General features: G+C 68.5%; 13 protein-coding genes. 1 reads left to right on the top strand and 12 read right to left on the bottom strand.

Going from position 1 to position 15762, the window contains the following annotated elements:
- Positions 1–56 precede the first annotated feature (56 nt).
- The 11 genes from HRJ34_RS17205 to HRJ34_RS17155 form a co-directional block, all read right to left on the bottom strand.
- Positions 57–494: an acyl-CoA thioesterase gene (locus HRJ34_RS17205; protein ID WP_208631932.1), complete on the bottom strand. Its 438-nt coding sequence runs from the start codon at positions 492–494 to the stop codon at positions 57–59.
- A 4-nt stretch (positions 495–498) separates the two neighbouring features.
- Positions 499–1251, bottom strand: a complete 753-nt coding sequence (locus HRJ34_RS17200) for an SDR family oxidoreductase (RefSeq protein WP_208631931.1) — start codon at positions 1249–1251, stop codon at positions 499–501.
- Positions 1248–3014 carry a hydantoinase B/oxoprolinase family protein gene (locus HRJ34_RS17195; protein ID WP_208631930.1) on the bottom strand — a complete coding sequence of 589 codons (1767 nt, stop codon included), beginning with the start codon at positions 3012–3014 and terminating at the stop codon, positions 1248–1250. Before HRJ34_RS17195 ends, HRJ34_RS17200 begins: the two co-directional genes overlap by 4 nt.
- A 2-nt stretch (positions 3015–3016) precedes the next feature.
- Complete coding sequence (locus HRJ34_RS17190; RefSeq protein WP_208631929.1) at positions 3017–5071, bottom strand: hydantoinase/oxoprolinase family protein; 2055 nt, start codon at positions 5069–5071, stop codon at positions 3017–3019.
- A gap of 114 nt (positions 5072–5185) precedes the next feature.
- Positions 5186–6118, bottom strand: a complete 933-nt coding sequence (locus tag HRJ34_RS17185; protein WP_208631928.1) for a BKACE family enzyme — start codon at positions 6116–6118, stop codon at positions 5186–5188.
- Between the two features lie 8 nt (positions 6119–6126).
- Positions 6127–7434, bottom strand: coding sequence for an MFS transporter (locus HRJ34_RS17180; RefSeq protein WP_226948831.1), 1308 nt, complete (start codon positions 7432–7434; stop codon positions 6127–6129).
- Positions 7435–7451: 17 nt separating this feature from the next.
- Positions 7452–8219, bottom strand: a complete 768-nt coding sequence (locus HRJ34_RS17175; RefSeq protein WP_208631926.1) for an SDR family NAD(P)-dependent oxidoreductase — start codon at positions 8217–8219, stop codon at positions 7452–7454.
- Entirely contained in the window at positions 8216–9358 is a 1143-nt protein-coding gene (locus HRJ34_RS17170; protein WP_226948830.1) for a serine hydrolase domain-containing protein, read from the bottom strand. The genes HRJ34_RS17175 and HRJ34_RS17170 overlap by 4 nt, the downstream gene beginning before the upstream one ends.
- An 8-nt stretch (positions 9359–9366) precedes the next feature.
- Positions 9367–11499, bottom strand: coding sequence for a TonB-dependent receptor (locus HRJ34_RS17165; RefSeq protein ID WP_208631925.1), 2133 nt, complete (start codon positions 11497–11499; stop codon positions 9367–9369).
- Positions 11500–11653: 154 nt separating this feature from the next.
- Positions 11654–12298, bottom strand: a complete 645-nt coding sequence (locus tag HRJ34_RS17160) for a GntR family transcriptional regulator (protein WP_037505148.1) — start codon at positions 12296–12298, stop codon at positions 11654–11656.
- 164 nt (positions 12299–12462) lie between these two features.
- Positions 12463–13221 carry a DUF2889 domain-containing protein gene (locus HRJ34_RS17155; RefSeq protein WP_208631924.1) on the bottom strand — a complete coding sequence of 253 codons (759 nt, stop codon included), beginning with the start codon at positions 13219–13221 and terminating at the stop codon, positions 12463–12465.
- A gap of 116 nt (positions 13222–13337) precedes the next feature.
- On the opposite strand from HRJ34_RS17155, the gene HRJ34_RS17150 reads away from it, so the two are divergent.
- On the top strand, positions 13338–14003 hold the full coding sequence (locus HRJ34_RS17150) for a TetR/AcrR family transcriptional regulator (protein ID WP_208631923.1): 666 nt from the start codon (positions 13338–13340) through the stop codon (positions 14001–14003).
- On the opposite strand, the gene HRJ34_RS17145 is transcribed toward HRJ34_RS17150, so the two are convergent.
- Positions 14000–15595, bottom strand: a complete 1596-nt coding sequence (locus HRJ34_RS17145) for a class I adenylate-forming enzyme family protein (protein WP_208631922.1) — start codon at positions 15593–15595, stop codon at positions 14000–14002. The genes HRJ34_RS17150 and HRJ34_RS17145 overlap by 4 nt on opposite strands.
- Positions 15596–15762: the final 167 nt, after the last annotated feature.

Genomic DNA, 15762 nt, shown 5'->3' with positions numbered 1-15762 from the left:
TAGTCCCACCTCTTTCGGAACAGGTCGACGTCCTGGGGTAGCAGTGCGGCGCGACCCTATGCTGGGGGCGCCAGTCCGAAGAGCTGGCCGACACGAGCGGCGATCGCCGGCGGGACCGGCCGGGCCCTGCGCGCGCGCAGGTCGAAACAGACCGTGCGCGCCTCGAGTTCGGCGCAGAGCCGATCGCCGGCCCGGTCGATCAGCGCGAACCGCGCGGCGATCGAGCTGCGGCCAAGCGCCGAGATCCGCCCGGTGATGCGCAACACCGCCCCCGGGCGCACCTCATGCCGATAATCGATCTCGTGCCGCACATCGGCCCAGCCCCAGCCCTCGGCGGCGGCGGCCACCGGATCGTAGCCGAGCGTCGCGAACACCTGGTAGCTGGCATCGTCGAACATGCCGAGATAGTGGCGCGTGCTGAGATGGCCCATCGCGTCGCACAGCCAGGGATGGGCAACGGCGAAGCCGCAATCGATGACGGCATGATCCGTCATCGGCTCACCCCTCCCATTCGGCGTTGCCATCGACACCGATGATCTGGCCGGTGATGTGGCGGGCCGCATCGGATGCAAGGAAGAACGCCATTTCGCCGATCTCCGCCGGCTGGATCTTGGTGCGCATCGAGATGAAGCCGAGCGCCTCCGCCTCCACCGTCTCGACCGATCGGCCGCTGGCCTCGGCCGCCCGAGCGATCAGGCCGCGCATCCGTTCGGTGTCCATGAAGCCGGGTCGGATCGCGTTGACGCGGATATTGGCCGGCCCCAGCTCGCGCGCCACATTCCTGGTCAGCCCTTCGAGCGCCCATTTCGAAGCCACATAGGCCGAACGCCCCGGCAGGCCGGTGACGGTCGAAGCGGTCGAGATGTTGACGATGCACCCGCCGCCGGCCACGCGCATCGCCGGGACCACCGCCCGGATCATGTGGAAGGCGCCGTGGACGTTGACCGCGAAGCAGCGTGCCCAATCGTCGGGGTCATTGTCCTCGACGCCGCCGATCGGGCCCGCCACGCCCGCATTGTTGACGAGTATGTCGACCGGCCCCGATTGCGCGACCAGCCGTTCGACGGCGGCCGGATCGGCGACGTCGGCGCGGATCGCGGCGAGGCCCGGCAGCGCCTCCGACGCGCGTTGGAGCGCCGCGTCGTCGACGTCGCAGACCGTCACGCGATCGCCGCGCTGCAGGAACAGCCCGGCGATCGCATGGCCGATGCCGGACGCGCCGGCGGTGACGAGGACGTGACGGGCGCTCATGCCGCCACCTGCCGGGCGGCCAGCGTCGCCGCCTCGTCGAGCAGGCCGTCGGCGCCGACGACGACGCCATAGACGGCGCGCGCGCGCGCCGTGGTGATGAGGCCGGCGGCGACGTCGTTCGCCACCAGCTCGGGCGGGCGACTGGCCGGCGGTCCATAACCGCCGCCGCCGCAGGAAATGGCGAGGATCCGCTGCCCGTCCTCGAGGCGGACCTGCGCGCAGGCGTCGAGCTTCTCGCGGCTGCCGTCGATCCGGATGAGATATTGGTCGGCGCCGCCGCCCGCGCCGCCGCCGCGCACGCCGATCGGCGCGTTGACATGCCCGTCGGACAGATAGCCGATGTCGATCGCGCCGCCGACCGGCCCGAACTCGACGATCGTCGACGGGGCGCCGGTGGTGCGGCCCGCGCCCTCGCTGTCGGCCACGAAGGCGCGGCCATGGACCATGATCGGCTGGTAGAGTTCGGCGAGCTCGACGCCGTCGACACAGCACAGTCCAGCATTGCCGACATGGCCGATCGTCCACCAGGCGTCGCTCGACGGGCTCGCCGCGCCGCCGCTCATCGCCAGGAACACCTGGTTGACGAACGCCTTGCCGTTGCGCGGATCGATGCCGGAGATGACGCCGGCCGACGGGGCGATGACCGATCCCACCTCCGCCATGCCGATCCCTTCGCCCAGGCCGGCGAGCGCGGTCTGCACGCTGTTGGCCACCCGGTCGGCGATGTTGGTGGTGGCGGCCGAGCAGGAGAAGGGATGCACCGGGATGCCGGCGATGCAGCCCTCGCGCAGCTGCACCTCGATCCGGCGAAACGAGCCGGCGTTCTTCGGGACGCTGTGATCGATGCTGTTGAAGACGCCGATCATCGCCGCGGTGCGCGCGCAGGCCTCGGAGAGGTTCATGCCGCAGGGCAGGCAATCCGGATTGTCGCGCAGGTCGACCGCGACGCGGCCCGCCTCGGGATCGACGGTCACCTCCGCCTGGATGCGCAGGCCCTCGGCGGGGAGGCCGGGAAAGGGATCGTGCGTGCTGAAGCCCGTCACCACGCCCCTGGGCAGCGCGGCCAGCACCTCGGCCATCCGCGCCTCCGAATAGTCGAACCATTGGTCGGCGAACTGGTCGAGCCGGTCCCAGCCGATCTCGCGGGCCAGTTCGGTCAGCGCCTTCTCGCCGATGCGGACGGCGCCGACGGTGGAGAGATAGTCGCCCCGCCACTGGTGCGGAACGCGGATGCGGGTCTCGCACATGCGGATGATGTCGGCGATGTCGCGCCCGTCGCGCTGCACCTGCACGGCCGGGAAGATCAGCGCGCCCTCATGATAGACGTCGCGCGCGTCGGCCATGTAGGTGGTGGGCTGCGAGTTGCCGATATCGGCCTGGTGCGCCTTGGCGAGCACGGTGAAGCGGTGGACGCCCTGCTCATCCATCACCGGCGCGATGATGCTCAGGTCGGCGGGGTGCGAGCAGCCATGATAGGGCGAATTGTGCAGGAAGGCGTCGCCCGCGCGCATGTCGGGATGGAAGTGCGCGACGGATCGCGCCATCAGGTCCGGCCCCGACAGGACGTGGATGGGCAGGCTGTCGGCGGCGGTCAGCAGCTCGCCGTCGCGGGTCAGCAGGCAGCAGGAGAAGTCGCGCGCGCGGTTCAGCACGCCGGACCGGCCGGTGCGGAGCAGCGTGTTCGACATCTTGCGCACGATGCCGTCGAGCCGGCTGCGCAGGACCGCCATCGCCGCGCCGTTGAAGGGGATATTGCCGGTCATCGTCAGGCCTCGATCAGAAGCGCGCCATCGGACGACCGGCGGAAACGGGCCGGCGGATCGATGACGACGGTGGTGAAGGGGGATTCGATCAGCGCCGGCCCCGCGAAATCGCGATCCGCGGGGATCGCGTCCCAGCGCAGCACCGGCGTGTCGAGACAGCCGAAGCCGTCGAAATAGACCGGCCGCGACGCCGCCGCCTGGCCGGCCCCGGCTTCGGCCCGCAGGCGAAAGGCGCCGTCGCCCCGCGCGCGGCAGCGGACCCGCGCGCGCAGGCCGACCAGCTCGACCGCCGAAGCGTCGTCGCGGATGGTGAAGATCTGCTCGTGCATCGCGTCGAAGGCGGCGCGGAAGGCGTCGACGTCGCTGGCCTCGACGAAGCGGCTGCCCGGCAGCGGCACGTCGATGTCCCATGCCTGGCCTTCATAGCGCGCCTCGGCGATATATTCGACGGTGGCGGGGAGCCCGGCGCGGTCGGCGAAGGCGCGGCACTGCTCGCCCAGCCGGTCGAGCGCGGCGTTGACCCGCGCCGCGTCGAACGCCGCGGTCGAGCTGTAGGCGGTGGCCGCGAACTCGGTCGCGATATCCGACATCATCGCGCCGGCCGCGCTCATCGCCGCGCCCGTCTCGGGGATCAGCAGCCGCTTGCAGCCGAGGCGCCGGGCGATGAACACCGAGTTGAGGCCGGCTGCCCCGCCGCCGCCGATCAGCACCGCCTCGGCCGGGTCGATGCCCTGGTTGACGGTCAGTTCCTGGATGGCCTGGACCATGTTCTCGGTGGCGAGATCGAGGATGCTCCACGCCGCCGCCTCGATGCCGACGCCCAGCGGGCCGGCGACGCCTTCCGCGATCGCCCGGCACGCCGCCAGCCCGTCCAGCTTCATCTTGCCGCCCAGGAAGAAGTCCGGATCGACATAGCCCAGCGCCACGCAGGCATCGGTCACGGTCGGCCGCGCGCCGCCGCGCGCATAGCAGGCCGGGCCGGGCGTCGATCCGGCGCTCTCGGGGCCGACATGGAGCAGGCCGGCGCTGTCGACGCGCGCGATGCTGCCGCCCCCCGCGCCGACGCTCTTGACGTCGACCGAGGGATAGCCGGCGAGGTGGCCGCGATAGGGCTGGCCGATCCACAGGTCGCGCGTCATCGGGATGCGGCCGTTGCTGACCAGGCTGATGTCGTAGGTGGTGCCGCCGGTATCGGCGACGATGGCGGTGCGCCAGCCGCCCTCGCGCTCGGCATAATGGCTGCCGGCGACCGGCGCCATCGACGGGCCGCTGTTGATCACCCGGATCGGCGCCGCCGCCACCTCGGACGCCTCGACCATGCCGCCGGCGCTGGTCAGCACCATCACCTTGCCCGAGAAGCCGGCGTCGGCCAGCCGTCGGGTCAGCCCGCCCAGGTAGCGCGTCATCAGCGGCTTCAGCGACGCGTCGATCGCGGCGGACGACGCCCGGCGGAATTCGCGCAGCGTCGCGTTCACCGAATGCGACAGCGTATAGGGCATACCGGGCAGATGCTGCTCGATCAGCGCGCCGATCCGCAGCTCGTGCGCCGGGTGCAGGGTCGACCACAGCAGGGCGACCGCGACCGCCTCCACCCCGGCGGCGCGAATCCGGTGGAGCGTGTCGACCAGCGCGGCCTCGTCGAGCGGCGTGACGACCCGGCCGTCGGCCAGCACCCGTTCCCGCGCCTCGAAGGTCAGCGCGCGCGGCACATAGGGCTTGGGATAGGGGATGGTGTGGTTGAACGGCTCGGTGCGGCCGCCTTCCCGGAACAGCAATATGTCGCGATGGCCCGCCGTGACGATCAGTGCCGTCTTCGCGGCATTGCCGGTGATGATCGCGTTGATCGCATGGGTGGTGCCATGGATGAAGCTGTCCGACCGGCCGAGCAGCTCGGCCAGCGAAAGGCCGCGCGCCTCGGCCGCGACGCCCAGCGCGTCGAGCACGCCGGACACGGGATCGGACGGGACGGTCGGCGCCTTGTGCAGCGTGATCGACCCGTCGTCGTCCTCGACGACGAGATCGGTGAAAGTGCCGCCGGTATCAGTCGCAAAACGCATGAAGGCTCCTCAGGGTGATCGGGGCAGGCGGCTGCGTCCGCCGGGCCGCGATCACGGCCGACAAAAGGAAAAACGGGTTCGTTCCGGCCCGGCCCGAACCGGATCGGATCAGGTCTAGAAGGCGACCGCGTCGTCGCCCTTGAGGCCGAGGATCGCGCGCGCTTCGGCGGGCGTCGCGACCTCCACCTCGAGGACGTCCAGAATGTCGCGGATCTTGCGAACCTGCTCGGCATTGCTGGCCGCGAGCCGGCCCTTGGCGATGTAGAGGCTGTCCTCCAGCCCGACGCGGACATTGCCGCCGGCGAGCGCGCACTGCGCCAGGAACTTCATCTGCGGCCGGCCGACCGCGAAGCAGGACAGCAGATAATCGTCGCCGAACAGACGGTCGGCGGTCTGCTTCATCAGCATGAAATTCTCGAGGTCGGCGCCGATGCCGCCCAGGATCCCGAAGATGCCCTGGATCAGATAGGGCGGCTTGATCAGCCCCGCGTCGGCGAAATGCTTGACGGTGTAGAGGTGGCCGATGTCGTAGCATTCATATTCGAAGCGGGTGCCGTGGCCCTGGCCCAGCTCGATCATGATCCGCTCGATCAGCGCGAAATTATGGTTGGCGGGAAAGCGCTTGCTGCCGAGCATGAGCTCGCGTTCCCAGTCGTGCTTCCAGTCGAACTTGTCGGCCAGGCCGAAGAAGCCGAAATTCATCGACCCCATGTTGAGCGACGTCATCTCCGGGCTGGCGCGCAGCGGGCCGACGAGGCGGTCCTCCTCGGAGAAGCCCGGCGCGCCGCCGGTGGTGATGTTGATCACCGCGTCGGTCGCCTGTTTGATGCGCGGCAGGAACTGCATGTAGAGATCGGGATCGGGAGACGGGCGCCCGTCGCGGGGATCGCGCGCGTGCAGGTGCAGGATGGCGGCGCCGGCCTCGGCCGCCTCGATCGACTGGCGGGCGATCTCGTCGGGCGTGATCGGCAGGTGCGGCGACATGGAGGGCGTGTGGATCGATCCCGTCACCGCGCAGGTGATGATCGCTTTTCCGGTTTTCTGCATGGGAACTCCTAGTGCGCCGCGATGGCCGCGGCGGCGGTGCGTCCGAAGGGGGGGCGGCTGGCCAGCGCCAGCGCCGCGCCCGACAAGGCCAGGATCGGCACGGCGATGAGCAGCGACTGGCCGAGCCGGTCGGGCCCGCCGAGCGTATCGGTGAGCAGGCCGATCATCGCCGGCCCGCAGCCGATGCCGATCAGGGTCACGGTGGCGAGGAACATCGACGTGACGACGCCGCGCAGGCGATCCGGCGTCAGCATCTGCACCCCCGCCAGGGTCGCCGGCGACGCCAGCGTCAGGAAGAAGTTGAGCAGCCCCGCCGCGACGACCGAGGTCGCCAGATCGCGGCTGGTCGCGAACAGCAGCACGCACGGGATCGCGCCGAGCAGACCGACGACGATCACCGGCGCGGCCGGCGACCGGGCCTGCCGCGACTGGAAGAGATCGGTCAGCATCCCCCCGCTGATATGGCCGAGCGGCGCGGCGAGGAGGACGATGCCGCCCACCACCAGCCCGGCCTGCGGCGGCGTCATCGCGAAGAAGCGCACATAGAAGCTCGGCATCCAGGCGGCGATGGTCTGGACCAGCAGGACGACGATCGTGGCGGCGACGGTGTGCGTCGCATAGGCGGCGCGGTGCTGGCGGAGATAGGAGAAGGTGGCGGCGAAATCGGGCGCCGCGCCGGCGGCCGTTCCCGTCCGGGCGGGCTCGCGCACGCTCAGCATCAGCAACGCCAGCACGAAGCCGGGCGCGGCCATGATCACGAAGGTCGCCTGCCAGGGAAGGAGATGGCCGATGCCGGCCAGCGTCATCCCGCCGGTGGCGGTGACCGCCGCGAGGACGGCGCCGCCGCCGATCAGCGCGGCGCTCTTGCCCAGCGACGCGCCGGTGGTGAACAGCGAGACCGCCCGGCCGAGCTGCCGGCGGGGGAAATAGGCCGCCAGCAGCGACATCGCGGCCGGCACCAGCGCCGCCTCCCCGAAGCCGACGCCGACCCGCGCGAGGAACAGCGAGCCGAAGCTGCCGGCGAGCCCGCAGGCGGCGGTGGCCAGGCTCCACAGCACCATGCCGGCGATGATCAGGTTGCGCCGGTTCATCCGGTCCGCCATCCGGCCGAGCGGCACCGCGACGACGGTGTAGAGGATCACGAAGCCCGTGCCCTGCAACAGCCCGAGCTGCGCGTCGCTGACGCCGAGATCGGCCTTCAGCGGCTCCATCAGCAGGCTCATCAGGAAGCGGTCGATGAAGGACACGAGATGGCCCGTCGCGAGCAGCGCGGCCACATACCAGGCATAGCCCCCGGCGCGGGAAGGTTCCGTCACGGGGCCGGCCGTCGCCATCAGCCGATCGCCGCCGAGATGCCCTCGTCCGCCAGCCAGACGCTGCCATGGACCGGGCGCGCCGCGTCGGAGAGCAGGTAGAGGACGATGCCGGCGATGTCGGCCGCGTCGCTGAATGCGGTGCCGCTCGGCGTGATCTGCCGCATGCCGTCGGCCATCGCCGGGTCGGCGCGGACGTCGGCGTTCATCGGCGTGGCGGTGTTGCCCGGCGCCACCGCGTTGATCGCGATGCCCTGCGGGGCGAGTTCGGCGGCGAGCGCGCGGGTCAGCATCGCGACCGCCGCCTTGCTGGCGCAATAGAGCGCGAAGCCCTTGACCCCGACCACCGCCGCGACCGATGCGAGGTTGACGATCCGCCCGCCACCGCGCTGCCGCAGCGCGGGCACGGTCGCGGAGATCATGTTCCACACGCCCGCGACGTTGATGTCGAGCAGCCGCGCCGCATCGGCCGGCGGGGTGTCGCCGGCCGGCGTCGGAAAGAACACACCGGCGGCGTTGACCAGCAGGTCCACCCCGCCGAACGCCTCGACCACCTGCCCGATGAGCCGGGCGACGGCGTCGGCGTCGCGCACGTCGACCGCGAAGGCCCGCGCGACACCGCCCGCCGCGACGATGCCGTTCGCCACGTCGCTCGCCTTGTCGAGGCTGCTGCTGGCGACGACCGCGACCTGCGCGCCTTCGCGCGCCAGCGCCTCCGCCACCACCCGGCCGATGCCCGAGCTGCCGCCGGTGACGATCGCCACCTTGCCCGCGAACCGCCCGCTCATGCGTACACCGCCGCCGACAGCGCCGCGCAGCGATCGCCGAGGCCGCCGCCCTCGCACATCAGCGCGGGGCTGTAGGAGAAGGCGATGCGGTTCTCGGGATCGGCGAAGCCGAGTGCGCCGCCCGCGCCCGGATGGCCGAACGCGCCGGGATTGGAGCCCATGGGGGACATGTTCGCCTCGTTCAGGAAGAAGCCCTGGCCATAGCGGAAGACGCGGTCGGTCATCGCGCACTGCCCGAACCAGCTTTCCTCCCGCATGCGGTCGATGGTCGCCGCGGAGAGCAGGCGCACGCCGTCCAGCGCGCCGCCGCAGGCCAGCGCCGCGAAGATCCGCGCGACGCCGCGCGCATTGCCGTGGCCGTTGGTCGACGGCATCAGCCCGCTGCGCATCCGCGCATCGTTGTAGTGATCGGGGGACTGCGGGCGCATCCGCCAGGCGCGTCCCAGCTTGGTGGTGACGTCGCGCGATTGCACGAAGGTGTGGCTCGCCTCGTTGGGCACGATGTCGGCGACCCGGCCGGGATCGGTCCAGGCGGCGCCATAGCCATAGTCGGCGCCGAGCGGCAGGCAGACCTCCTCGCGCAGGAAGCGGTCGAGCGGCCGGCCGTCGACCCGGCGGACCAGTTCGCCCAGCAGATAGCCCGCCGTGGCGGAATGATAGCCGTGGTCCATGCCCGGTTCCCAGACCGGCTCCTGCACCTCCAGCGCGCGGATCATCACGTCCCAGTCGAACCCCGCGCCGTCGGGCGCATGATCGGCGTAGAGCAATCCCGCCTTGCCCGTGACCAGGGTTCGCACGGTGATCGCCCCCTTGCCGGCCTGCGCGAATTCCGGCCAGTAGCGCGCCACCGGCGCGTCCATGTCGACCAGGCCGCGGTCGACGAGCATCCACAGGCATAGCGCGGCCATGCCCTTGCCCACCGACATCATGCAGACGATCATGTCCTCGCGCCAGGGCCGGGTGCGCCCGGCATTCGCCCATCCGCCCCACAGATCGACGCGGCGCGCGCCATCCTCATAGACACAGACCGCGCCGCCGAGCTCGCCGCGCTCGCGGAAGTTGGCGGCGAAGGCCTCGCCCACTTTCGCGAAGCGCGGATCACAGAAGCCGCCGATCATGATGTCCACCTGTCCCGTCATGGCCATGCTCAATATTTGAACACGGCCCGGATGCCGTAGGTGCGCGGTTCGCCGACGCGGCCGACGATGCCGGACGCGAAGCTCGCCGTGCTGGTGACATATTCCTTGTCGGCGAGGTTGCGGCCGAACAGCAGGAACTGGATGTGGTCGCCCGGCAGCGTGTAGCCGATGCTGGCGTTGATCAGCCCGTAGCCGGCCTGCTGGTCGAGTCCGCCGTTGATCGCCGTGAAATATTGCCGGGTGCGGTGGCTATATTCGCCGCGCGCGAAGAAGGCGCCGTCGCCCACCGGCACGTTGGCCTGGGCATAGAGGGTGTACGACCATTTGGGCGACAGGTTCAGCCGGTTGCCCGACGCATCGAACACGATGTTCCCCGGTTTGAGCGCCGAGGTGTAGTTCTTGTAGACCGCATCCAGATAAGCGAGGTTCGCGCCGAGCTGCAGCCAGTCGGTCGGATGCGCCTCCGCCTCGATCTCGACGCCGTCGACCGTGGCGTCGGACGCGTTGGTGATGTCGATCACGCCCGGCGTCAGGAAGGACTGCACCTGCAGGCCCTTGTAGTCATAGTGGAAATAGGTGCCGTTCAGGCGCAGCTTGCGGTCGAACAGGTCGAGCTTGGCGCCCGCTTCATAGCTCCACAGCGTCTCCGGCGCGAAGCCCTGCGCGGGGTTGGCGCTGGCGAAGTTGAACCCGCCCGACTTGAAGCCCCGGGTCGCCGACGCGAACAGCAGCACGCCGTCGGTCGGCCGGAACTCGATACCGAATTTCGGCGTCCACGCCTTGTAGGTGCCCGCCGTCGAATAGGTCCGCGGATAGGTGGCGAGCGGCAGCCCGGTGGCGAAGTCGAAATTGGTCGCCACCTGATCGAAGCGCTTCCGTTCGCGGGTATAGCGGATGCCCGCGGTCAGGCTGAGCTGGTCGGTCAGCGCGTAATTGCCCTGCGCGAAGCCCGCCCACGCCTTGGTGTTGATCGTCGGCGAGAAGTTCGCCCGCACCGTCGGGAAGGTGGTGACGGTGGAATCGACGTCGATATGCTCGTCGAAATAATAGGCGCCGAGGATATAGGTCAGCCCGCCGAGCTTGCCCGTCAGGTTCAGCTCCTCCGAGAACTGATGCTGCTTCTCATATTGGTCGGTGCGGCGGATGTTCAGCGCCGTGCCGTCGGTGTCGCCGGCCTGGACGAGCCGGTTGGCGCGGTAGGCGGTGAGCGACTTGAGCTTGGCGGCGTCGCCGAAGTCGTAATTGATCTCGGCCGCCGCGCCCGATTGCTTGCGGTTGGCCTTCGGGCGGATGTTGAGCGCGACCTTGCGATAATCGCCCAGCACGCTGTTGGCCAGCGGATCGGCGGTCGTCTGGAGCAGCTTCACATAGCCCGCGAGCGCGTCGTTCGAATGGAGATAGTCGCCGCGCAGGATGATCTCCAGCGGCTCCGACGGGGTGAAGCGGAGCTGGCCGCGCGCGCCGAACGTGCGTTCGTTGTCCGCATCGCCGATGCCCGGGACGACGTTCTTCAGATAGCCGTCGCGGCGGCTGCCGATGAGCGAGATCGACCCGTCGACCTTGCCCTTGACCAGCGGCCCGCTGACATAGCCCTCGGCCCGCGCGAAATTATAGTTGCCGTAGGTCAGCTGGGCCTTGGCGGCGAGCTCGTCGGTCGGCTTGCGGCTGATGACGTTGATCGTGCCGCCCACCGAGTTGCGGCCGTAGAGCGTGCCCTGCGGCCCGCGCAGCACCTCGATCCGCTCGACGTCGAGGAAGTTGGAGAGGTAGCTGGCGGGGCGCGCCAGATAGACGCCGTCGAGATGGATCGTCGACGATGGGTCCGAACCGCCGAACACGTTGTTCGAGCCGATGCCGCGGATATAGACCTGCGAGAAGGACGCATTCTGCGTCACCTGCAGGTTCGGCGAGAGCGAGGCCAGGTCGCGCACGTCCTTGATCCCGGTCGCCTCCAGCGCCGGGGCGCTGAACGCGGTGATCGCGAGGGGCGTGTCCTGCAGGCGGGTCGCGCCCGTCTTGTTGGCCGTGACGAGGATGTCGCCATAGGCGTCCGAACCGTCCGCTCCCGCGGTTGCCTGTGCCTGGACGCTCCCAGCCGAAAGTGCGGTGCCGAGCAGTAGCGCGCTTGCGATAATCTTCATCCTGTCCCCTTTCCCGATGCAGGCCGGGGCTGGCCATGATTTGGCTCAGCACGAATCGGAATTAATCACGGATCAGAACGAAAGGCAAGTATCGTCGACGATTTTTGAATTTAAGGCGGATTTTATCCCATTTAAATGGATAATCGTCGACGATTTATCGCTCCAGCAAGCGGGCGCACCAATGCGCGTGATAGTGCATGACGGCCGCCGCCGACCCGGCGTCGCCGGCCAGCAGGGCATCGGTCAGCCGTTGGTAGTTGGTGACATATTGGTCGATGTGGCTGGCGAGATGGATCGAGGAGACGACCAGGCGATTCCAATATTCGATGTTGATCGCCCGCATGACGAAATCGACATAGGGTTTCTCCGCGATGGCGTTCACCAGATAGTGGAAGTCGTTGAGCACCAGGAAGAAATGGAAATCGGGGGCGGTCGAGGCGGCCCGGATCGCGGCCATCGCGCTGGTGACGCGGGCGGCGTTGTCGCCCTCCGCCATGCGCAGCGCGGCGCTCCTGAGCGCGACGGAGATCACCGGCGCCATGACCTCGTAGATCTCGGCCATGTCGTGCCGCGTCATCGGCCGCAGGATCGCGCCGCGGTCCGGCAGCAGCTCGACCAGCCCCTGGCCCGCGAGCACGGCCAGCGCCTCGCGCACCGGGGCGCGGCTCAGCCCCAGGCGCTGCGCCACTTCCGCCGCGACGATGCGGCTTCCGGGCTTGAGTTCGCCCGCGTCGAGCGACTCCATGATCGCGCCATAGACCTGCTGGACGAGCGGCGTCTTTATGCCGCCATCGGACAACTGCTTGGGTGAACCGAAGGGAAGCCCGAGGGAAGACGACGCCTCCGGCTCATCCCTTTGCTTCCTTTGACGCCCCATAATCCTCCTCCATTGCCCCTGATGCGAAAGCGTGAAAACTATCCTGCGCCCGTAACTAGCGACAATCCGATCGAAATGCGCGTGCATCAGTCCGCGCGGCCTTCCTCGATGATTTCCTTGGTGAAATCGCGGACATAGCCGATCGTGTGCGCGCCGGTCGCGAACCGTTCTTCGGAATAGGCCCAGCACATTCCCTCCATCCCCGCGGCATCGCGCAGAGGAACCGAAGGCACGCGGTCGACGATATGGTGCCGCCCCCGCGCGACGAAGACGCCCCGGTGGAGCATATGGGCCGCCATCAGCGCATCGCCGTCGAACGATGCCCGGGCCCATTGCAGAAATCCCTTCAGCAGAGGCTTCCCCTGCCATGCCGGCGGGGCCGTGATGGCGAAGTCGGCGATCTGCCAGCGATGAACCGGGCGCTGGTTTCGCGATATGCCGATCCACACGGGTCGGTCCGTCTGGTCGGGTATTTCGATGTCCCATTGGATGGAACGTTCGAGGTGCCGCATCGACCACAGGGCGAGATCGACGAGATGCGTGCAGTTGGAGGTCGGCGGCAGTCGCCTGATCAGGTCCGACGCGTCGGTTGGAATCTGCGAACCGATCATGGCCGACAGGCCCGCCACGGCGCCTTTGCACACGGTCGTCGGCGATCGGATGAAATCCCCGGCCAGGCCCGTGATCACCTGGTCCCGATGGTCGAGCGTGAGCCAGAAGGAATGATGGGTGTCGTCGACCTGAGCCGAGATGCGCCCGGGCCGCGCGCGGAAACGGATCCGCCGGCGAAAGATGCCGACCCCGTAATGGGGATTGGGTTCGAAATGGCTAAGCGTCGAGATCATGTCGTCCGTCGCCCCTTGCGTGATGGCATCGCCGGCTGATCAACTAAATCGTTGACTTGTGGATCGCTTTGGGTGGTTAGCTTCGTCCGATAGCGAAGGGACGTCAGAGGGGCAGAATGAGCAAGGTCAGCAATATCTCGCGCCGTCGTTCTTCCGCGCGAGCGGAAGGAGGTGCGGATTATGTCGCCAAACGTCGTGAACTTCTGCGCATAGCGGCCAAGCTGTTCAAGGAGCAGGGTTATCAATCGACGCGCCTGGCGGATATCGGTCGCGAGGCCGGGCTGGATCGCGCCACCGTCTATTATTATGTCGGCAGCAAGGAAGAGCTGTTTCGCGAAACCGTCGAGGGGGTGCTGGACGCCAACATGGCGGAGGCGGCGCGGTTGCTGGCGGATTCGTCGCTCAGCTGGGTCGAACGGCTGCACGCCATCTATGTCGGGCTGATGGTATCCTATGAGGAAAACTACCCGGCGACCTTCGTCTATATCCAGGAACAGATGCATCAGATGGGCGCGGAGGAGACCGCTTGGGCCCGTGACATCATGAAGAAGACCCGGTCGTTCGACAGCACCCTGATCCATTTCATCCAGGAAGCCGTCGCCGCAGGGGATTTGCGCAGCGATGTGTCGCCCCGCCTGATCGAAAACGCGTTGTTCGGCATGCTCAACTGGACGCATCGCTGGTTCGTCCCGGGCAAGGGCATGACGGGGAGGGAGATCGCCGAGACCTTCTGGTCGATCTTCATCGACGGCATGCGCAAGGATGGGCACGGGGCGTCCTAGGCGAGACGCGCGCGGAGCGCGCGCTTGTCGATCTTCGTGGCGGACATGGGCCATTCCGCGTCGGTCATGAAGACGATCGCGCGCGGCACCTTGTAGCCGGCGGCGCGGGCGCGGCAATGGGCTATCAGTGCGTCTTCGCCGATGGTCCGGCCGGCCCGGAGCTCGACGAAGGCGACGGGAACCTCGTCCAACCGGATGTCGGGTCTTCCGACCACCTCGGCGATCTTCACTGCCGGATGCTCCGCGAGCACGGCCTCGACCTCGGTCGCCGCGACATTCTCGCCGCCTACCTTCAGCATGTCCTTGCAGCGACCCGCGAAAACGAGACTGCCGCCAGGGAGCCGGGTGTAGAGATCGCCGGTTCGCAGCCAGCCGTCGGCATCGATGCCCTGGTCGGTCCTGGCCCGATCGGCCCAATAGCCGTCCATCACATTATAGCCGCGGACCAGTATCTCCCCCATGTGACCGTCGGGGAGGTCAACGCCGCTGTCGGCGTCGACGATTCTCACCTCCACGCCGGGATAGGCTTTGCCCTGGGTGGTCGAGCGCGATAGCCGGTCCTCGCTCCGGTCGCTGAGGGCGAAGATGCCGGCGGTTTCGGTCATCCCGCAGGCCTGCAGGATCTCGGTTTCCGGCAACAGGTCCTGCACCCGGTCGACCAGGGCCGGAGGGGCGATCAGGAACAGGTGCCGCAAGGTCGCGAACCGTTCGGGGGCGAACCCCGGATGATCGATGATGGCCTGGGCGATGGCCGAGAACCAGGGCCAGGCCAGCGTCGCGCCATGCTCGGTCATCAGCCGGATGGCCCGCCCGGCATCGAACCAGCTATCCGTCAGGAACGTCCCGGCCACGCCGACGCTTCCGATGAACGGGGCCAGGCTGCCGATATGGAACAGCGGTCCCGCCGCCCAGGTCACGTCATGATCGCCGACGGACAGCCGGTGGCGAGCCCGTTCCACCGGGCCTCGGGTCACCGCCTCGTGCGGCAGGACGCAACCCTTGGGATGGGCGGTCGTGCCCGATGTGTAGATGATGAGCGCGGGGTCCCGAACGCGGACGCAGCGGCGGACGCTTTCGACCTGCGCCTCGGTGACGGCCTCGCCGAGACGCAGGAATGCCCGGCGTCCCAGCGCGATGCCGGGCGCCTCTCCACGCACGAGCGCGATTCGCCGCCGTCCGCCGTCGGACCCCGCGCCGCGCAAGGCCTCTTCCAGCACGGCGTGAAGATCGGCGGGATCCTCGTCATGCCGACTCGTCAGGATCGCGAAAATATCGGCGTGGTCGATGATATAGCCCAGTTCGGCGGCTCTGTGGCGGGTGTTGAGCGGAACGGCCACGCAACCGGCGAGCATCACGCCGAAAAGCGCTTGGGCATATTCGACGCTGTTGGGGATCAGCAGGGCGATATGCGCGCCCCGCCTCGCTCCCATCGCCAGCAGCGAACGGGCGATCGACAGGGCGCCTGCCCGTAGTTCCGCGTAGCTGGCCCTGGCCGAGGGCAGGATCAGCGCGGCGCGATCGGGATGGCTATGCGCGGCGCGCAGCAGCAGATCGGCCAAGGGGCAGACCTCGGTTGTGACGACAGGCGACATGACATTCTCCCGAGCGGCAAAGCGCAGTGTCTCAAGCGCTTATCAAAAAAGCGGACCGCTCAGTCAACACAAGAGTTGACAGGATGCGGCGGCTGGGCCGATATGCAGTCAACACTGGTATTGACTGAGCGGTCCCGGCCAGGCCGGGCCCGCCAAAGCATGGGGAA

The organism is Rhizorhabdus wittichii (assembly GCF_017607425.1).
GTDB lineage: Bacteria > Pseudomonadota > Alphaproteobacteria > Sphingomonadales > Sphingomonadaceae > Rhizorhabdus > Rhizorhabdus wittichii.
The sequence above is the reverse complement of the archived record's forward strand: the minus strand, read 5'-3'. Positions and strand labels throughout refer to the sequence as shown.